General features: G+C 33.9%; 22 protein-coding genes. 11 read left to right on the forward strand and 11 right to left on the reverse strand.

Annotation, left to right across the window (positions count from 1 at the left end):
• The coding region (locus tag HOG71_17820; GenBank protein MBT5992708.1) for a transglycosylase domain-containing protein at nt 1-1846 on the forward strand (1846 nt) is incomplete at its 5' end.
• A 57-nt stretch (nt 1847-1903) separates the two neighbouring features.
• Here the strand turns inward: HOG71_17820 and HOG71_17825 are convergent.
• The 7 genes from HOG71_17825 to HOG71_17855 all read right to left on the reverse strand — a co-directional run bounded on the left by HOG71_17825 (nt 1904) and on the right by HOG71_17855 (nt 8411).
• Nucleotides 1904-3595 carry a S8 family serine peptidase gene (locus HOG71_17825; protein MBT5992709.1) on the reverse strand — a complete coding sequence of 564 codons (1692 nt, stop codon included), beginning with the start codon at nt 3593-3595 and terminating at the stop codon, nt 1904-1906.
• A 3-nt stretch (nt 3596-3598) separates the two neighbouring features.
• Nucleotides 3599-4696 carry a 6-phosphofructokinase gene (locus tag HOG71_17830; GenBank protein ID MBT5992710.1) on the reverse strand — a complete coding sequence of 366 codons (1098 nt, stop codon included), beginning with the start codon at nt 4694-4696 and terminating at the stop codon, nt 3599-3601.
• 91 nt (nt 4697-4787) lie between these two features.
• Complete coding sequence (locus HOG71_17835) at nt 4788-5795, reverse strand: hypothetical protein (protein ID MBT5992711.1); 1008 nt, start codon at nt 5793-5795, stop codon at nt 4788-4790.
• A 3-nt stretch (nt 5796-5798) separates the two neighbouring features.
• On the reverse strand, nt 5799-6578 hold the full coding sequence (locus tag HOG71_17840) for a hypothetical protein (GenBank protein MBT5992712.1): 780 nt from the start codon (nt 6576-6578) through the stop codon (nt 5799-5801).
• A 2-nt stretch (nt 6579-6580) separates the two neighbouring features.
• A complete protein-coding gene (locus tag HOG71_17845) occupies nt 6581-6952 on the reverse strand; it encodes a thioesterase family protein (GenBank protein MBT5992713.1) in 372 nt (123 codons plus the stop codon).
• Nucleotides 6953-6959: 7 nt separating this feature from the next.
• Nucleotides 6960-7376: an OsmC family protein gene (locus HOG71_17850; protein ID MBT5992714.1), complete on the reverse strand. Its 417-nt coding sequence runs from the start codon at nt 7374-7376 to the stop codon at nt 6960-6962.
• A 288-nt stretch (nt 7377-7664) separates the two neighbouring features.
• On the reverse strand, nt 7665-8411 hold the full coding sequence (locus HOG71_17855) for a hypothetical protein (GenBank protein MBT5992715.1): 747 nt from the start codon (nt 8409-8411) through the stop codon (nt 7665-7667).
• Between the two features lie 210 nt (nt 8412-8621).
• On the opposite strand from HOG71_17855, the gene HOG71_17860 reads away from it, so the two are divergent.
• Both HOG71_17860 and HOG71_17865 read left to right on the forward strand, forming a co-directional pair.
• Entirely contained in the window at nt 8622-9935 is a 1314-nt protein-coding gene (locus HOG71_17860) for a hypothetical protein (GenBank protein MBT5992716.1), read from the forward strand.
• A 4-nt stretch (nt 9936-9939) separates the two neighbouring features.
• Nucleotides 9940-10830, forward strand: a complete 891-nt coding sequence (locus HOG71_17865) for a B12-binding domain-containing radical SAM protein (protein MBT5992717.1) — start codon at nt 9940-9942, stop codon at nt 10828-10830.
• Here the strand turns inward: HOG71_17865 and HOG71_17870 are convergent.
• Entirely contained in the window at nt 10827-11489 is a 663-nt protein-coding gene (locus HOG71_17870; protein ID MBT5992718.1) for an NAD(P)H-binding protein, read from the reverse strand. The two genes, HOG71_17865 and HOG71_17870, sit on opposite strands and share 4 nt — an antisense overlap.
• A gap of 187 nt (nt 11490-11676) precedes the next feature.
• Here HOG71_17870 and HOG71_17875 point away from each other — a divergent pair, with 187 nt between their 5' ends.
• Both HOG71_17875 and HOG71_17880 read left to right on the forward strand, forming a co-directional pair.
• Entirely contained in the window at nt 11677-12999 is a 1323-nt protein-coding gene (locus tag HOG71_17875; protein ID MBT5992719.1) for a hydroxymethylglutaryl-CoA reductase, degradative, read from the forward strand.
• 53 nt (nt 13000-13052) lie between these two features.
• On the forward strand, nt 13053-13916 hold the full coding sequence (locus HOG71_17880; GenBank protein MBT5992720.1) for a GHMP kinase: 864 nt from the start codon (nt 13053-13055) through the stop codon (nt 13914-13916).
• 5 nt (nt 13917-13921) lie between these two features.
• On the opposite strand, the gene HOG71_17885 is transcribed toward HOG71_17880, so the two are convergent.
• Both HOG71_17885 and HOG71_17890 read right to left on the reverse strand, forming a co-directional pair.
• A complete protein-coding gene (locus HOG71_17885) occupies nt 13922-14344 on the reverse strand; it encodes a response regulator (GenBank protein MBT5992721.1) in 423 nt (140 codons plus the stop codon).
• Nucleotides 14345-14359: 15 nt separating this feature from the next.
• Nucleotides 14360-14791: a response regulator gene (locus HOG71_17890; protein ID MBT5992722.1), complete on the reverse strand. Its 432-nt coding sequence runs from the start codon at nt 14789-14791 to the stop codon at nt 14360-14362.
• Between the two features lie 178 nt (nt 14792-14969).
• On the opposite strand from HOG71_17890, the gene mvaD reads away from it, so the two are divergent.
• The 6 genes from mvaD to HOG71_17920 all read left to right on the forward strand — a co-directional run bounded on the left by mvaD (nt 14970) and on the right by HOG71_17920 (nt 20155).
• Nucleotides 14970-16049 carry a diphosphomevalonate decarboxylase gene (mvaD, locus tag HOG71_17895; GenBank protein MBT5992723.1) on the forward strand — a complete coding sequence of 360 codons (1080 nt, stop codon included), beginning with the start codon at nt 14970-14972 and terminating at the stop codon, nt 16047-16049.
• The gene (locus HOG71_17900; GenBank protein ID MBT5992724.1) at nt 16049-17038 is read left to right on the forward strand and encodes a mevalonate kinase; all 990 of its coding nucleotides are present in this window, start codon (nt 16049-16051) and stop codon (nt 17036-17038) included. The genes mvaD and HOG71_17900 overlap by 1 nt, the downstream gene beginning before the upstream one ends.
• Nucleotides 17039-17046: 8 nt before the next feature.
• Nucleotides 17047-17901 (forward strand): MBL fold metallo-hydrolase, encoded by an 855-nt coding sequence (locus HOG71_17905; GenBank protein MBT5992725.1) that lies wholly within the window; start codon nt 17047-17049, stop codon nt 17899-17901.
• Between the two features lie 347 nt (nt 17902-18248).
• Complete coding sequence (locus HOG71_17910; GenBank protein MBT5992726.1) at nt 18249-18677, forward strand: transcriptional repressor; 429 nt, start codon at nt 18249-18251, stop codon at nt 18675-18677.
• 14 nt (nt 18678-18691) lie between these two features.
• Nucleotides 18692-19321, forward strand: a complete 630-nt coding sequence (locus tag HOG71_17915; GenBank protein ID MBT5992727.1) for a peroxiredoxin — start codon at nt 18692-18694, stop codon at nt 19319-19321.
• Between the two features lie 165 nt (nt 19322-19486).
• Entirely contained in the window at nt 19487-20155 is a 669-nt protein-coding gene (locus HOG71_17920) for a hypothetical protein (protein ID MBT5992728.1), read from the forward strand.
• 68 nt (nt 20156-20223) lie between these two features.
• Here the strand turns inward: HOG71_17920 and HOG71_17925 are convergent, their stop codons facing one another.
• Nucleotides 20224-21750 carry an aromatic amino acid lyase gene (locus tag HOG71_17925; protein ID MBT5992729.1) on the reverse strand — a complete coding sequence of 509 codons (1527 nt, stop codon included), beginning with the start codon at nt 21748-21750 and terminating at the stop codon, nt 20224-20226.
• Nucleotides 21751-21998: the final 248 nt, after the last annotated feature.

Raw genomic sequence — 21998 nt, forward strand, 5'->3', positions numbered from 1 at the left:
AATACTCTTGGTTCTAATCCTGGTTCTGCTATTCACAAAAAATATAATTTTTCAGCAAAAGCTGAAGAAAAAAATTGAAAGCCTGGAAGAAAAACACCATATTGAAATACAATATGATTTGGTAAAACTCAAAGGTCTAAGTCGATTTAGTTTGGATGATTTATATATTCATAAAGAATCGGATACTCTTCTTTTTGTCAATAGTGTAGGGATTGAATTGAATTTGAGATCTTTATTGAAAGCACAGATTAAACCGAAAACAATAAGCTTTGACTGTGCTGAAATATTCGTAAAGAATAGTGTTTCTGATACGTTAATTCATTCTGATGAAAAGATAAGTAAGTCATCTCTTCAATTACATCATTCACTGATCCAATTAATGGACAGATTAAACCATTATTTACCGAATGCAGTGATTTTTAATTCACTCAAAATTGAATCAGATTATTTTCCTCATGGCCAAATTGAATTATTTGCATTTGATATGCACAATCAAACCATAGAAACAGAACTAAAGTATTTTTATCAGCAGGATACACTCATTAATCATATCGGATGTAAGCTATCTTCATCAAGGCGAGATTTTACAATGGATGTTTATTCAGAAGATGCTATACAATTAGAGATTCCATTTCTAAATCAAGCAGAATTATTTTTGGAAAAACTAAGTTTTAATGTTTCATTAACTAAAATAAAAAGGGATAAGCTAAAAGTCATTATGGCTTTGGATCAAACAGAAGCATCAATTAACTATTCAAGATTAAATCAAGAGCCTGTTGTTTTTGATGCTTTTGCATTTAATCAGGAAATAATGATCAGCAATAATTTGCTCGAATCATTATCGTCTAGAATACTACTTAACAAAATTGAAATTCATCCCTTTTTTACGGTAGATTTAGATCCACTTACATTAAAGTTGGAGCTGAATGAAAAGAAAGTGGATGTTCATCAATTTATTCAATCGTTACCGGAAAATTGTTTTACTTATTTGAATCATGTACAAGCTTCAGGAAATTTTGATTATCATTTCTTGTTTATCCTTCCTTGGAATACGCCTGATTCCTTGCATTTGGAATCGGAAGTAAAAACAATGGATTTTAGGATACAGGATTTTGGTCAGCTTGATTTTACTAGCTTATCAGATAATTTCGAACATAGGCCTATAAATACGTTGCACGATTCCTTTACTATTCTTATTGATCCGCAAAATCCTCATTTTAAAACCTTAGATGAAATTAGTCCTTTATTAAAAGCAGCTGTTTTGTATTCAGAAGATGGCTTGTTTTATTACCACAAAGGGTTTCTTCTAGATGCAATTAAAGAAGCCCTAATTGATGATATCAAGGAGAGAGCCTTTGTCAGAGGAGGAAGCACCATATCGCAGCAATTGGTTAAAAACCTATATCTAGACAATAAGAAGGTTGTAAGCAGAAAGTTGGAAGAGATTATAATAACCTGGCTTTTAGAAAATTATGGCCAAGTTTCAAAGAATAGACTTTTTGAAATTTATTTGAATATAATAGAATGGGGGCCAGGTATTTATGGAGCCAGTCAGGCATCATGGTTTTATTTTAATAAAGATGTGAAGGAGTTAAGTTTATCAGAATCGATTTTTATGGCTGCTATAATTCCAAGACCTAAGAAATTTCAATATGCATTTAATAAAGAAGGTAAGCTACACGATTATTTTGCATCTCATTATCAGGTTGTGGGACAGAGAATGATCAAGCATGAAATTATTAATCAGGAGCAATTTGATCAGCTTATTCCAAATGTAGAGTTGAAAGGACTTGCAAAAAATAAATTGAAAGTAATTCAATTGCAGGAGATTGATTCTATTATGTAGTGCAGTTTCAACCTGTTGTTCGTAGCTTGAAGCTGCGAACAGCTAAAGTTTGCAAAGCTATTGCTTCAAAAAACCAACTTGCTCAAATTGATTATTTTCAGGATTGAAAACAGAAAGAATATAATACCCTGAACTTAAATGATTTAAATCCAGATGTTGGTTGTAATTTCTATTTGCTAAGGTTAGTAACTCTTTACCAAAAATTGAATAGATTTTGATATCCAAAGAGGAATTTTGATGATTATTTAACTCAACAATAAGTTTGTCTTTTACAGGATTAGGATAGATGTTTTTTATCAGGCTGTTTGCTCTTGTTGGATGCTCATTAATTGATGTATTATAACAAAACTTAGATGACTCAAGTATTGCATTATATGCATTCAATCTGCCTTGTGTGGTGGTAATATTAATCAGACTTCCTTTTAAGTCAGTTCCATTTAATAAAAATTTACGCATCAAAAAAGCAACACTGTCTGGATTTGTTTTGGCCGTTTTCATCAAATTTTCGCAGGCTGCAGCATAAAGCAACCCAATGACTCCAGCAACCTGAGGAGCAGCAGCCGAGGTGCCACCAAAATAATCAAATCCATCAGGATCCGATTTGGTATCGTCTGTAGTAAACACATTTTTACCTGGAGAACCCAAATCAACATGAATTTTACCATAGGCAGCACCATTTACTTTTAAGTCATTTTTGTCTGTATTGGTTGCAATAATTAAGTATTTACTGGGACATTGAGAAGGTAAATCGCCTTCCACATCTACGTCTCGATCTGCATTAGCCGTAGCGCCAACATTTAGAACACCATGCTTACCTAAACTGTCATACAAAGAGCACCATATTGGAGCATCTGCCGCTTTACCAAAATCTATTCCCCACGATGCATTGGTCGCCACAATATAAGCTCCTTTAGCTCCATTGCTTGAATTATATAGTTTTCTCATGGCTAAAACGTAGGAGTAGGAAGTAATTGCATCTGCTTCATCTCCACCACCAACAATTATCATCAATTTTGTGTTCCAATTGATACCAGCAACTCCACTTGTATTATTTCCTTTTGCTCCAATTATTCCAGCTACAGAGGTACCATGATATCCGCCACCAGTAAAAACATCATTATCATCGTAATAGGTGTTCCATCCATAATAATCATCGATATATCCATTTAAGTCATCATCAATTCCATTGGCAGGAATTTCATGATAATTTATCCAAATGTTATCACCAAAATCTTTGCGAGCTTCATCAATTCCATCATCAATCACGGCAATAACTATGGTATCACCCAAAGCTGTTAAACCACCGGTTGTGGTATCCCAAGCTTGATCTGCATCAATATCAGCATCAATCGTTCCTCCTGTGCTTCCATCATTATACAATTGCCACTGCAAGTAAAAAAGCGAGTCGTTGGGTGGGTTGGAGCGTTTTGTTATTTTATGGTTGAATTGAGCAGAAATTACTCCCGTGTGAGCATAAACATGTTCAAAGAAAGTAATTTCATCAATTAGGTTATAATTGAATTGTATCAGATGGATATTCAAATCTTTTGAAAGACATTTTACAGGCTGAATGGACGTAACCTCATCTTTGAATAAAGCTAATTGATGACATAATTCTGAAACAGGAAAGTCACTTACTAAGTGAACAATAATTTCTCCTTTTTCATGTCCGTTATCTTGAGCTTTCACAATAAAACCCAACAAGAGTATTGACAGAGTAATGATATGTAATCTGGTATATTTTAGCATAATTTAATCTCCAAATGAAATTCCAACATTTCTGGCAATTTTAACCAATTCTCCTTGTGGATCAACCAATTTCTGACGTCCAATAATGTTTTCTAAATGCACATGAGTCATCTTTTCGTTTTGAAGACAAACCATATTGCCAAAGTGGTTTTCTTCAATCAATTCAATAGCAGCAACACCATATCGTGTTGATAATATTCTGTCGAATGTAGATGGTGAACCACCACGCTGAATATGACCTAGAACTGTGGTGCGAATTTCATGATCAGTCACAATGGGCTCTAAATCCATGGCAAGTTTGAATCCAACACCTCCTAAACGAATAGGGTCAGGACTGTCTTTAACTATGCGATGAATAACAGCTTCTCCACCAATGGCTTTGGCTCCTTCAGCAATTACAACAATGCTAAACAGTTTTCCACGTTTCTCCCTGTCTTTGAATTTTTCTGCTATTTTATTAATATCATAAGGTATTTCTGGAATTAATATCACATCAGCTGTGCCTGCAATACCTGAATGTAAAGCAATCCATCCTGCATTTCGCCCCATGACTTCTAAAATCATAATACGATGATGAGATTCTGCTGTAGTATGCAAGCGATCAATAGCTTCCGTGGCAATATTAATGGCAGTCATAAAACCAAATGTATACTCGGTATAATCCAAATCATTGTCGATGGTTTTGGGCACCCCAATAACACGAATACCTTTACGTGCAAAATCACGGGCAGATGTTAAGGTTCCATCACCACCAATTATGATAAGCACGTCAACACTTTCTTTTTTCAGATTTTCAATGGCGACATGTGACATATCTTTTTTGATTTTTTTGCCATTTTCTTCGACTTCATAATCAAAAAGATTGTCTTTGTTTGAGCTATATAAAATGGTTCCACCAATATGCTGAATGCCAGAAACGGCAGCCATATCAAGCTTGATGAAATCGTTTAAGTAAAGCCCACGATAACCAAAACGATAACCAATAAGCTCTAGATTGTGTTTTAAAATAGCTGTTTTTGTTATAGCTCTGATAACAGCATTCAAGCCAGGGCAATCGCCACCACCTGTCAGAATAGCTATTTTTTTTATTTTTGGATCAATCATTCATTTGAATTTTAACTGTTACAAAGTTAATAATTAATGATAGGAGTATTATTTACTGTGAATGATTTTACTAACAAACAACTGATGTTTATTCAAATTGCTTATAATACTGTATGCGTTCATAAAGCAAATTTGCATATTCACTGGTTTCGATACTTTCCTGTTTACGAAAAGATCGGATTGCCCATAATCGTGCTTTCCAGAGTTCTCCATTAACTTCGTTAGCCACTGCTAAGTTATAGGCAGCTTTGGCAGCGATTTGATCATTTTTATTTCCTCTGTAAATGGCATCCCAAATGTCAATAGCGTCTGGCCATTTATTCGTGCTAGCATATTTAAATGCTTTACGCATATTTTCACTACCAGTAAAATACAATTTCCGTATTCCCTTATGCCACGAGGGAATGATTTGTTGTGCATAAGCATAGGCGTCATTATATGCAACTGATGCTATATAGTCTAATGAATCGGCTAAATAGTCACTTGCTTCACTCTTTGTTTCGCTGCCTGTTTTCTGTGTATAAAATTGGAAAAAAGTTAATGAATCAAGTATCGTTTTATTTTCAGGATTAAGTAACAACAGTTGGTTTTGATAGTTTATTTTGATTCCATATTTTTTTTGAAGAATAACTTGATCTAACTCATATTCTTTTTCATAATAAGGTGCTAATTCTGTGGTATATTGTTTTAAATCTACCACTAATAATAGCACACTTCTAGAAATTCCGTGCTCTTCAATTCTAGACCAATCAATAATATTATTATGAATTAGTTCATTTTTTACATTAATTGGCCTGACACTTTTAAAATGACTGTATAGATTGGTGCAGCTGCTTATTCCAATAATCGATTCAAAGGCAGCTATTTGTTTGGTATCAAAACTATCGGCTGGTATATCGGAATCAATATACTTTAATAAAACTGAGGTATCAAGTTCAGTATTATTGGAGGCAACAAACAAATCTGTTTTGTAAGCAGGGATTACAATATTACCAGGTACATAAGTTTCAATTGTAATGTTTTTTGTGCTTTTGCAAGACGAAAATACAATGACTACGAATATTGAAAGTAGGATGTTGTATCTAGAAAAGGACATAAATTATTCTGCTAAGAATTTCAGAAGAGCATCCCAATACTCTTGATGGTCCTTTTTTTCTGCCCATAATGCTTTTGAACCGTGCTCTCCTTCACCCTCAGGAATAAACTGAGTTTTTTCAATTGATGGTATCGCGTCAAATATTGCTTTTGCTTCATCTGCTTCCTTTTTGGATGAAGTGATAAAAACGGGTATGTTTAAATTGGCAATACTTTCTTTTAATTTAAGATGTTCACCAAAATATTCTCCGGGACTAAAAGATATCACTTTGGCAACATTTTCATTTTCGGCTGCTATTTTCAATACCAAAGAAGCAGAATAGGAGCTTCCGACAAGTATTACTTTGCGACCATAAAACTGTGTTGCATAATTTACAGCAGCAATTATGTCTTGTTCAGCATCCAGATATTCTGTAGGTAAACCTTGGGATTTTGCTCTTTTTGCTGTAATATTTTTGACCTGATTAACTTCATCACCTGATCGTTGATCGATAACAAAGCAATTGTAACCTAAATCATAAAACTTTTGTGCAGTTTCGGTATACTCTCCACGAGAATATCCTGCCTGATGACAAAGAACAAATACTTCAGCTTCTTTATTATTACAATATATTTCAGCTGTTATCAACAAACTGTCCAATGAATGAAAAGTAACAGATTCAATTACTGAATTCATATTATCTTCACATTCATTTACGATAAATTCTTCCTGTGCCTGTTTGTTATCTTGACATGAAAACAAGGCAAATAGCAATATGAATAAATAACATCCTTTACAATACATATCTATAATATTTTATCAAAAAACTCTTCTTTATTTACAATATGACGCGTATGAGTGGCTGTTCCAATAAGCTGATCCTCTTCCATGCAAGCAATGTTAAAAATAAGTTTATTGCCTTTTTGCTCTATGAGTTCTGCTTTACAACTAACCGATTTTTCTACCAATGTAGCTTTCAAATGTTTCACATTGATTTCGGTACCAACAGTAACATGGGTGTCAGGTAAAAACTTCTGAACACAAACATGGGCTGTGTTTTCCATAAAAGCAACCATTGCAGGTGTCGCAAAAACTTCAACCAATCCACTTCCAAAATGGCTGGCTGTATCTTCCAGTTTCACAATCGTTTCAGATTGATTTATGGTTCCAATGGGTATATTAAATTCACTCATTTTCAGGGTAATTAAAAGTGATGACTTGTTTTAAATTAGGATGCAAACTTTGAGAAACAGGGCAGGTGAAAGCTGCATGTTTAATATGTTTTTTCTCCCGTTCAGAATAATTATTATGAGGAAAAGAGAGATTTATATGAATTTCACTAATTCGTCTTGGATTTGAAGCCATCACTTTGGTGACTTCGGCTATCGTGCCATCTATATTAAAATGATGCGTATTTGCAGCAATTCCCATGATCGTTAACATACAAGAGGATAGGGAAGTGGCAACTAAATCAGTAGGGGAAAACTTTTCGCCTTTACCTTGATTGTCAATAGGTGCATCTGTAATAACCACACTTTCCGATTGTAAATGAGTCATTTCTGTTCTCAGATTACCAATATAAACAGTTCGGGAAGTTATCATCACTTATATTTAAATTTCTCCTGTTAAAAACATAAATTTTGTTCAAAGTAAAATTCAAAATTTATATTTTCAGTCGGAATCGCTTCGCTTTTACATGATTTTTTTTCATTTGTCTGTAGGTAATTTCAAACGAAAAAAAATCATATATATTTGACTAGTTCAAACCTACAAATTATTTTTGAGAAAAAAAGCGATCATTATTGAATTACCTTAACTGCTACTTATAAATTGATAAAAATCAAGTAATGCAAGACAAGTCATATAAAAACATCGATGCAAAGATGCATATTAATGAAATTCAAAACCTATACGAATAGCAAAACGGTTAATTTCATCTCTTCGTGTAATATCTGCATTTAAATCGGGATTGAAATACGTTGAAAATTGTTCCTGACGTCTGTAGCCCAATGTAACAATTATAGCTGAGCTATTACTAAATGTGCTTTTAATTCCAAATAGGGCATTAAACATATAACCGCCTATGTAGTCATGTTCCCAATCTGAGTTGCTGCGTCCATCAGCGAAAAAAGTATATCCACCTTGAAGAATAGCAATGGGTGTAAACTTTTGTTGTCTAAATTCATATCTGGCGTCAGCAAATAATGGAAAGGATGCTTGTCCTGTATAGTCAGGTCCGAAGCCCAATCCCAATGAAAATCGATTAGCAAATCGATATCCGTTTACGGTGAAAATGCTGGCTCGTACAGGATTATAATAATAATAGGAATTACTTCCAATGAGCAAACCAAAGTTAGTATGATTGAAATATCCTTTCTCATGAAGCACAACTGGCTTCTTCTTTTTGAATATATAGGTTTCTTCTTTTTCAATTTTCAGAATTTCATCTGCTTGAAAAACCCACACATTTCCACCTATAGTTTCAATTTTAACATGTTTGTCTGGGAAATATTCGATAATCTTACCACGTACAAGTCCTCCGTTTTTAAGATAAACTACATCTTCCAAATCTGATTGTGCGCTTAGTACTATACTAAATCCTACAGAAATAAGGACTAAAAAAAATCGTTTCAACATAATATTACAGTTCATATGAAGAGGCTGTTTAAAAGATTATTCAAATTTGAGTATTATTGTTCAATAATGATGTAATAAGTTTCAAGAAGGTTGCTTATATCCTGAACTCAAGTTTATAATAACAATATTTTTGTAAAAATATTTTATGAATGCGCAACCAATTTATTTGTCTTCTCATCTAATGGTCAGATAAGTTAAAAATTACAAATCATGAAAATATTGAAATTGAAAAACACGCTACAATTAGCAGTTATTTTATCACTTGTATTATTCTCATATTCTTGTGACAAATCAACAGAAAAATTCACATATGTAGCCAATGTACCCATATACATGGATTACGATGAATTCAGAGCAACTGCAATAACATTTGAAGCACCAATGCCTCTGGAAAACACAGGTAAAATATATTTTAAGGGAGGAAAAATCTATGTCAATGAGTTATTTAAAGGAATTCACGTAATAGATAATTCAGATCCCACAGCTCCAAATAATATTGGATTTATTAGCATCCCTGGTAATGTTGATATTGCCATAAAAGGAAATATCCTTTATGTTGATAGCTATATTGACTTATTAGCCATTGATATTAGTAATATCAACAATCCACAAGTTACAACCCGCTTAGAAAATGTTTTTGAACCATCTTTGCCACCTTTTGATGAAACTTTTCCTGTGGCACCTTTAGATCATGATCAGGGTGTTGTAATTGATTGGAAAATTGAAAAGATAACTGAAAAAATTGATGTTACTGGAAACTATTATTATGGAGGTACACGTTGGTTATTTACTGAAGTAGACGCACTTAGTGCTAACAGCCCAGGTAGTGGAACCAAAACATATTTTGTTCCAAATGCAGTTGGGGTAGCTGGTTCAATGGCTCGTTTTATTATTTTTTCTGATTATTTGTACACTATCAATGCCGAGGATATCAAAGTCTTTAATATTTCAAATACTCCAGAACCACAGGAAGGTGCGTCTGTAGAAACAGCACGTATTATTGAAACCTTATTTGTTTATAACGATAATTTGTTTGTTGGATCAACAACTGGAATGCTAATCTATAGTTTGGGAAATCCTGCAAATCCAACTTATTTATCTATGCTTGATCATTTTAGATCATGTGATCCAGTTGTTGTGGAAGGCGATTATGCCTATGTAACCCTTAGAGCAGGAAGTGGTTGTGGTAGCAGTAATTCAAATCAGCTTGATGTGGTAAATATTGCCAATATTACCAGCCCATATTTGGTGAAAAGTTACTCTATGACGGGCCCTTACGGATTAGGCATTGATAATGATGTGCTCTTTATTTGTGATGGAGATGATGGTCTTAAAGTGTTTGATGCAACTGATAAAACACGAATCAGCAATAATATGATCAAACATTTTCCTGCCATAAATGCATTTGATATTATTCCTTATAATAATTTAGCCATGATGATTGGCTCAGATGGTTTGTATCAGTATAACTACAGCGATCTTGATAACATGGAATTATTAAGTGTAATTCCAATTGTAAAATAGTTTTATGAGGTTTTTACATCTTGGCTACGATATGCCTTTGTATAGGCCTCCCAGTGAGGCAAATTCCCTTATTTTACAGCTGACAATTGGTTGTTCCTGGAATAAATGTGCATTTTGCGAAATGTATAAGGCCAAAAAATTCAGGATAAGAACAGAGGAAGAAATAGAGGAAGAAATAGAATTTCTGGCCACTTATGATACAGACGTTAGAAGAGTTTTCTTTGCCGATGGCAATGCAATGGTTCTGTCGGCAGACAAACTCCTTCGAATTATTGATAAGATTCATGCAAATTTCCCCAAAGTTCATAGAATCTCAGCCTATGCCTTACCAAAAGATATTCTGTCCAAATCAGAGGAAGATTTAAAAGCCCTTAAAGAGGCTGGATTGAATTTACTGTATGTGGGAATTGAATCGGGTGATGATGAATTATTAGAAAAAGTAAATAAGGGCGAAACCTATGAATCAACACTTATTAGTCTTTTAAAAGCTAAACAAGCAGGAATAAAACTCTCTTTAATGGTCATTAATGGTTTAGGTGGAAAAAAGTATTCATTCCAACATGCGCTTAATTCGGCAAAACTCATTAATGAAATCCAACCAGAATATGTTTCAACACTTGTATTAAGTTTTCCTACTGGAGAAAAAAAATATGCAGAACACTTCAATGGAGATTATGAATCGATGACCAAAATTGATTTAATTCAGGAGATGGAGGTGTTTCTTGAGCATTCAGATTTGAATTGCTCAATTTTCAGATCTGATCATGCATCAAATTATCTGGTATTGAAAGGAATATTGGGACGAGATAAAGGACGGCTTTTAATGCAAGTGAAAAAAGCAATTAGTAATCCTCATTTAGTTGAATTGAAAGAAGAATGGCAATTGGGCTTTTAGATTTGTGTCATTTCAATAATCTTCTCGGATTCGATTATATTTTCATTTAAGCCTTTCTGTATTACTAAATTCATAGCTTTGGCCACATCAGATGCCTGTACACCTCTGTATTTCCTAAGTTTTCCTCTTAAAGCAATCTTAAATGTTTGCATGAAAACTTTACCTAATTTTTCTCCAAATCTCTTTTCTCGCCTGCTTCCTAATAGTAGAGAAGGTCGTAAAAAATAATAGTGACTAAATCCAATTGTTTTTATTTTCTCTTCAACTTCTCCCTTGGTTCGTAAGTAGAAATTGGATGAATTCGAATTTGCCCCAAGTGATGAAATCAGGACAAGTCGTTTAACACCATTTTCATGAGCTAATGTGGCTACTTTTACTGGCAATTCATAATCAACATATCTAAAAGCATCCTGGCTTCCAGCGGTTTTAATTGTTGTACCCAAACAAATAAAAATAACGTCACCTTTAATTAGATGTGCGTATTTATCTATTTGGTCAAAATTAGTGACATGTTGTATGATTTTTGGGGAAGTGATGGGTAAGGCTTGTCTTAAAAATACTTCGGCTTTAGTCCAGTAATTATCGTCAATTAACAAATTAAGTAACTCGGTTCCAACCAATCCTGTTGAACCAAAAACAATGGCTGTATTTGAACTCATTTATTAATTGTATATCAACAATATTTACATAAAAACGAAGTTGTAAAATTAGCAATATTAAGGTTAACGAGTAGCATCAATAAACTAATTTTATGATTTACCCCATTTGCTTGAAATATTGATTTGTAGAATCACTTAAGCTTTTAATCAAATAAAAGTATTTTTGTAAAACTAAAAGATGGTAAAAATGGCAAAGTCAAAACTAATTTCTGGTTTCTCCAAACAGACAAAAAATGATAAAATTGAATTGATTGCACAGAATTTTACTAATCCAGTCGAAACCATAAAGGAGTATAAATCATTTTGGCATAATGACGCTGAAATTCAAAAATTACTTGACGAGTTTAGTGAAAACACTATTTCGAATTTCTATTTCCCCTATGGCATCGCGCCAAATTTTGTCATCAATGGTAAGAATTATATTCTGCCCATGGTTATCGAAGAAAGCTCAGTAGTTGCAGCAGCAGCAAATAGTGCTAAGTTTTGGTCGACAAGAGGTGGCTTTCATGCAAAAGTAGTTTCATCTGTAAAAATTGGTCAGGTTCATTTTACATGGAAGGGTAATCTTGAAAAATTACAACTCCATTTTGAGGAAATGAAGCAAAGGATGATTAAAAACGCCAAGCCAATAACAGCTAAAATGGAAGCACGTGGTGGTGGAATAGTAGATATTGAATTGGTCGATATGACCCATGAAATTGATGACTACTACCAGCTTAAAGCTTCATTCGAAACAGTGGATTCAATGGGAGCTAATTTTATTAATTCCTGTCTAGAGGATTTTGCCATGACATTGCGCTCTTTTCTTTATAATATGCCCTATTTTGAAGGAAGTGACAAAGACTGCACGGTTATCATGTCCATATTATCGAATTATACACCAGATTGTTTGGTACAAGCATGGGTTGAATGTGATCTAGAAGATTTGGGCCCTTTTGATGATGGGCAATCTGTTGATGACTTTGTTATGAAGTTTGAGCAAGCGATTAAAATTGCTAAAGTTGATACATTTAGAGCTACTACACATAATAAAGGAATATTTAATGGAATTGATGCAGTTGTATTAGCAACTGGAAACGATTTCAGAGCAGTTGAAGCAGCTGGACATACATTTGCTTCGAGAGATGGAAAATATAGAAGTTTGACTGATGTTACTATTGAGAATGGTCGATTTAAATATATGTTGACAACTCCGATGGCCATAGGAACAGTTGGCGGTTTAACATCACTACATCCATTGGCAAAATTAAGCTTGGAGTTGTTAGGTCGTCCGGGAGGAAAAGAACTAATGATGATTGCAGCCACTTCTGGATTGGCAAATAATTTTGGAGCAGTAACCACATTGGTCACAAAAGGAATTCAGAAAGGGCACATGAAAATGCATTTGCTAAATATATTGAATAGCTATAATGCTACGGATACTGAAAAACAGCAAACAGTTGATTATTTCAAAGACAAAAAGGTAAGTTTTAATGCTGTAAGAGAATATCTTGATCAATTAAGAAAATAATCATCGAAACTTATTATTCAAACGGGAAATTATTATTCACTGGTGAATATCTGGTGTTAAGAGGAGCAAAAAGTTTAGCTGTTCCTGTTAAGTTTGGTCAATCTTTACAAATCGAACGTATTGATGAGCAAAATGTTCTTTATTGGCAAAGTAAAGAATTCGGCAAAACATGGTTTGAAGCCAAAATCAAACTGGATTCTTTTCTAATCGAACATACAAGTGATGATACAATTGGATCGAAACTATTGTCCGTTTTAAAGGAGGCTAGAAATTTAAATTCATCATTTTTGAGTGACGGGAGAGCTTTTAAGTGCGAAACGAATTTGAATTTTAATAGAAAATGGGGATTGGGCTCCAGCTCAACATTGCTTTCCTTAATTGCAGAATGGTCAAAATGCGATGTATATGAATTGCTGAAAAATACTTTTGGAGGATCTGGATATGATGTTGCCTGTGCACAAAGTGCTGGCCCATTAACATATCAAATAGTAAATAATATGGCAGTCGTTAATCAAATTAATTTTAAGCCTGATTTTAGAAAGAATATCTGTTTCGTTTTTTTAGGAAAGAAACAACAAACAGATCAGGAAATTAAAAGGTTTAATTCTGAATCAATTATTAGCAAGTTTGAAGTAGAACAAATAAGCAATTTAACAAACGATATTATCAATGCGTATAGTCAGGGAGATTTTAATGAAAGTTTGACTAAACATGAGAAAATCACGGCTTCTGTTATAAAAAGAATCCCAATTAAAGATGAGCGATTTGCAGACTTCAATGGTGAAATTAAATCATTGGGTGCATGGGGTGGTGATTTTATTATGGTCTCTTCTCTCATGAACAGAGAAGAAACAATGGCTTATTTCGAATCTAAAGGTTTATCAACTATACTGAGCTATGATGATATGGTTTTGTAAACGAACTATTCTTCAGTTGCTTTTCTTCCCTTATGAATATATTTATTTACTTTTCGCAATAAAACATCCCTTTTAATTGGCTTTGTAATCAAGTCATCACAACCAGCATCTAAAACTAAGTGCTTATTATTGTGATATACATAAGCTGTTTGCGCAACAATAGGTAAATCAGGTCTTAATTTCCGGATGATTCGTGTCGTTTCATAACCATCAATGCCGGGTAAACGAATATCCATTAAAACAAGGTCAATGTTCTCGTGTTCCTTACACAGCTCAATTCCTGTTTCTCCATCCATTGCCCATAAAACTTGTGCATAAGTTCTTCTTAAAATACTATCAATGATCATATGATTGGTTTCCATGTCCTCTACCACAAGAATCATTTTTCCCATAAAATCATATTGCTTCTTTTTCTTATCCTCTACCATTTGATCGATTATTTTCTATTTTGTATCGATATATTTCGAAATCTTTTTGAGAAGAATTTCTTTTTTAATTGGTTTGGTAATCAGGTCATTACAACCAACTTCAATGACTTTGTGTTTTTCCTCTTCCATTACATAAGCGGTTTGCGCAACAATAGGTAATTCAGGTCTGAATTTACGAATTGCCTGGGTTGCTTCATAACCATTCATCTTAGGAAGACGGATGTCCATTAAAACGATATCAATATCTTCATTTTCTTCACACATTTCAACAGCTTGCTTGCCATCCATTGCCCACATTAATCGAGCACTGGTAGGACGTAACATCAGGTCGATGAGCATGTGGTTCGTTCTTTCATCTTCAACAATGAGTATAAACTTATTTAGCCAGCGGTATTTGCGACCTGAATCCGATATTTTTTTCTTTTTTCTTTTTTTTAGTTCAACCATGATATACACTTTAATCCTCAAAAAAGAAGGGATTATTGACTTTATTTAACTAATTCTCGTGCTTCTAAAATAAGGTTTTTTAAAATAACAAATAATAATAATATGAACAATTCTGAATTTATGTTGCTTTTGGTATTTCGATTATAAGTTTAACTTTGCAGAGAAAAAACAGCTAAAATTGTATTCAAATCCAGAATTAGTATTGAAAGGAGCTTTTTTAGAGAGTTCTATTTGTTGGCAAAGCCCATCCAATATTGCTTTGATAAAATATTGGGGAAAATACGGTATACAACTGCCTCAAAATCCTTCATTAAGTATTACCCTAAATAATGCAGTAACCAAAACGAAAGTTACCTATGCTTATTCTACTACAGGTAAAATTGAAACACAGCTTGTTTTTAATGATGGAGAAGCGCCACTGTTTCATGAAAAAATTAATGTTTTTCTAAAATCGATTCTACCAATTTTTCCATTTTTAAGTCAATTGAAGATGACTATTGAGTCAAGCAATACATTTCCTCATTCCGCTGGAATTGCTTCTTCAGCATCAGCCATGAGTGCATTGGCTTTATGTTTATGTTCAATAGAGAATAAGTTGTTTAGTTCATTATCCAATGCTAGTGATTTTTTTAATAAAGCAAGTTATGTAGCCCGATTAGGTTCAGGGAGTGCTTCCCGATCTGTTTATGGAGGACTGGTGCTTTGGGGAAAATATGATGAAATCAATGAAAGCTCCAATGAGTTTGCAGTTCCATTAAGGGAAAATATACATCCCAATTTTGCAACTTTACATGATGCAATTTTAATAGTTTCTGATCAGGAAAAGAAAGTTTCCAGCACAAAGGGGCATAGTTTAATGCATGGCCATCCGTTTGAAAAAGCTCGATTTGAACAAGCAAGAGCAAATATGAAGGTATTATTAAGTGCTTTGAAAGATGGAGATATACCTCAATTTATTGAAGTAGTTGAAAATGAAGCACTGAGTTTGCATGCCATGATGATGACTTCCAAGGAGTCGTTTTTATTAATGGAGCCTGCAACTATCCACATTATCGACAAAATCAGATTTTTCCGTAAAGAAAATAAAGTCGATATTTGCTTTACACTTGATGCAGGGCCGAATATACACTTGATTTACAGTGAAAAGGATAAACATCATGTGAAGGGATTTATTAAGAATGACCTACTCAAAAATGGTCTAATAAAAAATTGGATTGATGATTGTGTTGGTGATGGTCCTAAAATAATAAAGGAATAATGAATTATAAGGTAGGTAAAGAATTTCATGCGAAGATTATGCTGTTTGGAGAATATGGCGTAATCTGTAATTCGATGGGATTGACTATACCTTATCAGGAGTTTAAAGGTCGCTTGAATTTTAAAGAAAATGTTCCTGAAAAAATTCATGAATTTGCAATTAACTCAAACAAAAGCATACGGAATTTCTTTTCATATCTTAAAAAACTTCACGATAAAAAGCAGTTAAAGTTTACTTTGAATACAGAGCTTTTTGAAGAAGAAATAAAGGAAGGATTGTTTTTTGAATCCAGTATTCCTCAAGGTTTTGGTATTGGGAGTTCAGGTGCATTAGTGGCTGCTTTATACGATCGTTATGCGCTAGATCGAATTAACAACAGAAAGAATATAAATCCACTAAGGATTAAGAAATTAAAAGATGTTCTTGCCCAGATGGAGTCTTATTTTCATGGGAAATCCTCAGGATTGGATCCTTTGAATTGCTATATGAAACAGCCATTGCTGATTCAATCGAATAAAGAAATTGATAAAGTTGGACTCGATATGGCATCCAAACAAAAAGGGATGTTCTTAATCGACACGGGTACAATAGGAGAAACGGAACCTTTGGTTAATTATTTTATGGAACAATGTCAGAACGATGTTTTCTTTAAAGGACTACAAACCGAAATGATTCCTTCCAGCGATCGTTGTATTAAATCCTTTATTAAAGGTGAGGTCAGAGAATTTTATAAGAATATCAAAGAATTATCCAAATATTTATTAGTCAATTTTGCGCCGATGATTCCTGAACCTTTCAGGGATGTGTGGAAAAAAGGACTTGAAACCAGTGTCTTCTATCTCAAACTTTGTGGTTCAGGAGGTGGTGGATACTTGATTGGTTTTGCTGAAGATCTAGAATATGCCAGGAAAATGCTGGAAGAGTTGGATGTGAAAATCATTCCTTTGTATCAAATGGCTGAGCAAACAGACACTAAACAATCGAAATAACACCCAAAATGAAATTGTATAAGATAAATACCGGTTATTTTAAACTGGATGGAGGAGCTATGTTTGGTGTAGTTCCAAAAGTAATATGGCAAAAAACAAATCCTGCTGATGAAAATAATTTATGCAGCTGGGCAATGCGCTGTTTGTTAATTGATACCGGTGATAGGAAAATTCTGATTGATAATGGAATAGGAGAGAAGCAAAGTAAAAAATTCTACAGCCACTATTTCCTTCATGGAGATGATACAATGATTAAATCATTGGCTGCACATGGTTTTACTCCAGATGATATTACCGATAATATTCTGACACATCTGCATTTCGATCATGCGGGTGGTGGTATTAAGAAAAAAGATGATGGGGACGGCTATGGACCTGTTTTTAAAAATGCCACTTATTGGGTGAGTAAATCTCAGTGGGACTGGGCTATGAATCCAAATGGAAGAGAAAAAGCATCGTTCATGGATGAGAACCTATTACCGATGCAGGAGTATGGACAATTGAAATTTATCGAAGAAGAAACTGAATTATATCCTGATATTTTCCTTCGAATATTTGATGGACACACCAAAGGACAAATAATTCCTCAAATCAATTTCAATGGCCGCACCTTGGTTTATATGGCTGATTTACTTCCATCAACAGGACATATTCCATTATCTTATATCATGAGTTATGACACCAAACCTTTGGTAACATTAGAAGAGAAAATCAAGTTTATGGAAGAAGCAGTTGAGAATAAGTACACTCTCTATTTTGAGCATGATTACTACACGGAATGCTGTTCATTAAAACGAACCGAAAGAGGGGTAAGGCATGATAAGAGTTTTTCTTTGGAGCAGTTTGTAACCAATAATTTTTGATTTAATTCCCCTGTAGAGAGGGGTTAGGGGTGTGTTGAAACTCTTATAGCTTTGATTTTTACCTCCCAATGCCACCTGCAAAGGACTCAGTGAATTGTTAGTTTGTCAATATCTGAGTCATCAAAGATTGACTCAGATGGGAGTTGCTATAATGTCATTCATCTTTAAGTAACTGATTCATAGAAATATAAATTATCTCTTGAAAACAAATCAGGAATCTGTGGCAATTTTCACATCATAGTTACAATTACGGATATTCAATAAAATTTTAATATTTTGTCTCACACTTAACATAAATGTATTACTTTTGTATCTGATAATAATTCTTATCTAATAATAATTATTGAATGAATCGTCAAATTTCCATAGAAGATAGTAAGCAGAAGTTAGTGGAGCATGATTTACGTGTTACCCATCAGCGCTTGGTTATTTATATGGAATTGTTTTCATCGCTTGAGCACCCTACAGCAGAAATGATACATTCGAAACTTGTAAAAGAGTATCCGACAATATCATTGGCAACAGTGTATAAAACATTAGACACTTTCGCAAAAAGTGGTTTGATCAAGAAACTGAAATCAATTGATGATTCGCTGCATTATGATGCAGATCTTCATTTCCATAATCATTTAGTTTGCAATAAAACCAGTAAAATACTTGATTATGACGATGAGGAATTGAACACGCTTGTACATGATTACTTTAAATCAAAAAAGATTGATAATTTTGATGTACAGGAAGTTAGACTTAAAATATTTGGTGAAATAAAAAATTAAATTAATTAGAAATCATGTCTTTAGTAGGAAAAAAAGCTCCTGCATTTGTAGCAGATGCAGTAGTAAACGGTGGTGAATTTGTCGAACAATTTTCACTCGAACAGTATATTGATGATAAATATGTTGTATTCTTCTTTTATCCATTGGATTTTACATTTGTTTGTCCAACTGAAATTCTTGCTTTTCAAAAAGCAAAAGCAGAATTCGAGAAAAGAGGAGCTGTTGTTGTAGGTTGTTCTGTGGATTCAAAATTTAGTCATTGGGCTTGGTTGAATACACCAGTAGATAAAGGTGGTATTCAGGGAGTTCAGTATCCTATAGTAGCCGATTTATCAAAAACGATTGCCATTAATTATGGCGTTTTAGCAGGTGAATATGATATGGATGAGCAAAGTAATTGGGTATTTGAAGGTGCACCTATTGCATTCCGTGGTTTATTCTTAATTGATAAGAAAGGAATAGTCCAACACGAATTGGTAAATAGCTTAGACTTGGGTCGTTCAACAACTGAAGCCTTAAGAATGTTAGATGCTTTAAAGCATTTCGAGGAAAATGGTGAAGTTTGTCCAGCAGATTGGAAAGAAGGCGATGATGCCATGAAACCAACTTCAGCTGGTGTGGCTGATTATTTGGCCAATCACTAATAATATATGATAGAAAACAGTGATAACTGAAAAGAATCAGGGACCTTCGGGTCCCTTTTTTTTGTTACTACACAGAGCTGACCATAGTTTGAAGATACGGACAACTTCTATTTTATAGAATAGTTGTTTAATTTTTGCTTCTTATTTTTGAAAAAACAAATTCTTATGTCAAACTCAATTAAATTCATTCTCTTTTTGGGCATCTATTTTATTTGCAGCACAGCTTCAGCACAAAATGTAAAGCTTAAATCAATTGAAGTTAATTCTTTAGGACAAGTTACAGAATATCGTTTTTTAGTTAATTCAGGTTATGATGAATTAGATCTAATTATCAATGGGAATGGATTTATTAAAGGACTGGAATTAGTCAACAGTGAAGCTGATCAGGCATTTGAATACTATGATGAATATGAAGAGTTTGAATTGCACTCAAAACTTTCTAAAATCGGAGATACAGAAATTAAGTACTACTCATCATTTGAAGTGAAAGAAAAAGCCGGGAAAATTTCGCAAATTGGTCATATAAAAATTGATTATTATACAATTGATCCTGATAAAGTATCGAAATTGTATTCCATTGGCAATATTGTGCTGAAATATTACATCAGAAGCCAGCATGCAAGTTTAGCTGGAAAAATGCGCAGTATTAATGATTTAGAATTTGATTATTATACCAATACCGTTGAAACTGAAAAAGTTGGAAGTGTGATGCAAATTGGAAAATACACTTTTGATTATTATACGGAATATGATAGTCGTGCCAAGATAGGTAAGCTAAAGGAGGTTGAAGGAGAAGATGAAAGTTTTGAGTTGAGAGTTTTGAATTTGATGTAATTATTTTACCATACCAATAGAATTTAGATTTGACAACTTTCGTAAAGTTGTCAAATCTGTCCTATCCATTATTCCTCTAGAGAACCAACTTCTTTCTCTACTTCATGCAATATTTCGCAAGACTTAACCAATTTCTGCATATTTGTATGATCAGGATATAATGGTCGGTCAATGTCTAGGAAATCAACATATTTGCGAATAACTTCTTTGGCTTTTGTTGTTCCCTTACCAAAACTATATTCTCTAAAATCCAATGCCTGAGCAGCTGCCATAAATTCAATTCCCAATATGCCATAAGCGTTATCAAGTATTTGAAAGTTTTTAATAGCAGTATTCATTCCCATGGATACAAAATCTTCCTGGTCGGCAGCAGCTGGTATAGACTGGATGCAGGCCGGTGCAGAGAGAATTCTCTGTTCAACAATCTGCATATCAGCTGTATATTGGCTTAACATCAATCCTGAAAACATACCGGCACCTTTGGTTAAGAAAGCAGGCAATCCAACACTTAAAGCAGGATTATTTAAACGATTCATTCTTCTTTCTGACATTATTGAAACCATTGTAATGCAATAACCGGCCATGTCCATTGGAACTGAAACTGGAGAGCCCTGAAAATTAGCACCACTCAATTGCATATCTTCTTCGGGGAAGAAAATTGGATTGTCACCCACACCATTTAATTCTATTTCAACTTGCGAGCGAGCATAAGCCAATGCATCATGTGCTGATCCAATAACCTGAGGAGTTGAACGCATGGAATATGCATCCTGCACTTTACATTTTACTTTTTCTTCCTTCAAATCACCACCAGTAACAATTTTGTTAATCGATTCAGCACTACGAACAGCACCTTTAAATCCACGTACTTCATGAAGTTTACGTGTATAGGGTTTCATGTTTGCTTTAAGTGCTTCTAAACTCATTGCGGCAGCAATTTCTGCCTGTTTCAACCAATTATTTGCATCAAATAGAAACAAAGCACTCATGGCTGTTAATAGGTTTGAGCCATTAATAGCTGCTAATCCATCACGTGCCTGAAGACCAGGAATCTCAATTTCTGCCTTGTCCATGGCGTCTTTTCCTTCCAATAATTCTCCTTTATAATAAGCCTGTCCTTCCCCCATAAGCAGAAGGGCTATTTGAGACATAGGGGCAAGGTCCCCAGAAGCTCCTACAGAACCCTTTTGACAAACAAAAGGAGTAACTCCTTTGTTGAGCATTTCAACATAAGTTTGGGTGATAATTGGGCGACAACCTGAATTTCCATGTGCATGCACATTAATTCTACCCAACATGGCAGCTCTAACATATTCAATTGGAGCAGGATCTCCAATACCAGCTGCATGATTGTAAATCAAATATTTCTGAAAATCCTGTACCTGATCATCATCCAGCACTACTTCTGAGAATTCTCCAATACCTGTATTTACACCATACATAATTTCATGGGCATCAATTTTCCTTTCAAGCATTGCACGACATACTTTCATACGCTCTAAAGCATCAGGATGAAGTTCTACAATCTCATTTTCTCTCGCTACTTTGACCATTTTTTCAATAGTCAGTCCAGAACCTGTAATTACAATAGTCATTTGAATATGTTTTAAATTTATTAGTTGTATTTATAAATAGATTTCAAATGTAAATAAATAGGAATAAATTCTAATTCCTTATATAAACTTTCTAGCTGAAACATAATCTCCGTTAATAAATAGCCACTTGGTTTAGAAATAGATAAGTCTACAAACTATCCAGTCGTTTTAATAAGATTAACTCGATTACTCATGCAATATCATATTTTAAGCAAACCATTTGATGTGATGCGTTAACAACTTAAAAC

Source organism: Bacteroidota bacterium (assembly GCA_018698135.1).
In the GTDB taxonomy this organism is placed as follows: domain Bacteria; phylum Bacteroidota; class Bacteroidia; order CAILMK01; family JAAYUY01; genus JABINZ01.

Coding starts and splice junctions, on each gene's coding strand:
- HOG71_17910 (MBT5992726.1), top strand. CDS start 18,249: ATGAATCGTCAAATTTCCATAGAAGATAGTAAGCAGAAGTTAGTGGAG.
- HOG71_17900 (MBT5992724.1), top strand. CDS start 16,049: ATGAATTATAAGGTAGGTAAAGAATTTCATGCGAAGATTATGCTGTTT.
- HOG71_17825 (MBT5992709.1), bottom strand. CDS start 3,595: ATGCTAAAATATACCAGATTACATATCATTACTCTGTCAATACTCTTG.
- HOG71_17870 (MBT5992718.1), bottom strand. CDS start 11,489: ATGAGTTCAAATACAGCCATTGTTTTTGGTTCAACAGGATTGGTTGGA.
- HOG71_17840 (MBT5992712.1), bottom strand. CDS start 6,578: ATGTATTGTAAAGGATGTTATTTATTCATATTGCTATTTGCCTTGTTT.
- HOG71_17875 (MBT5992719.1), top strand. CDS start 11,677: ATGGCAAAGTCAAAACTAATTTCTGGTTTCTCCAAACAGACAAAAAAT.
- HOG71_17835 (MBT5992711.1), bottom strand. CDS start 5,795: ATGTCCTTTTCTAGATACAACATCCTACTTTCAATATTCGTAGTCATT.
- HOG71_17920 (MBT5992728.1), top strand. CDS start 19,487: ATGTCAAACTCAATTAAATTCATTCTCTTTTTGGGCATCTATTTTATT.
- HOG71_17860 (MBT5992716.1), top strand. CDS start 8,622: ATGAAAATATTGAAATTGAAAAACACGCTACAATTAGCAGTTATTTTA.
- HOG71_17890 (MBT5992722.1), bottom strand. CDS start 14,791: ATGGTTGAACTAAAAAAAAGAAAAAAGAAAAAAATATCGGATTCAGGT.
- HOG71_17925 (MBT5992729.1), bottom strand. CDS start 21,750: ATGACTATTGTAATTACAGGTTCTGGACTGACTATTGAAAAAATGGTC.
- HOG71_17905 (MBT5992725.1), top strand. CDS start 17,047: ATGAAATTGTATAAGATAAATACCGGTTATTTTAAACTGGATGGAGGA.
- HOG71_17915 (MBT5992727.1), top strand. CDS start 18,692: ATGTCTTTAGTAGGAAAAAAAGCTCCTGCATTTGTAGCAGATGCAGTA.
- HOG71_17885 (MBT5992721.1), bottom strand. CDS start 14,344: ATGGTAGAGGATAAGAAAAAGAAGCAATATGATTTTATGGGAAAAATG.
- HOG71_17855 (MBT5992715.1), bottom strand. CDS start 8,411: ATGTTGAAACGATTTTTTTTAGTCCTTATTTCTGTAGGATTTAGTATA.
- HOG71_17850 (MBT5992714.1), bottom strand. CDS start 7,376: ATGATAACTTCCCGAACTGTTTATATTGGTAATCTGAGAACAGAAATG.
- HOG71_17865 (MBT5992717.1), top strand. CDS start 9,940: ATGAGGTTTTTACATCTTGGCTACGATATGCCTTTGTATAGGCCTCCC.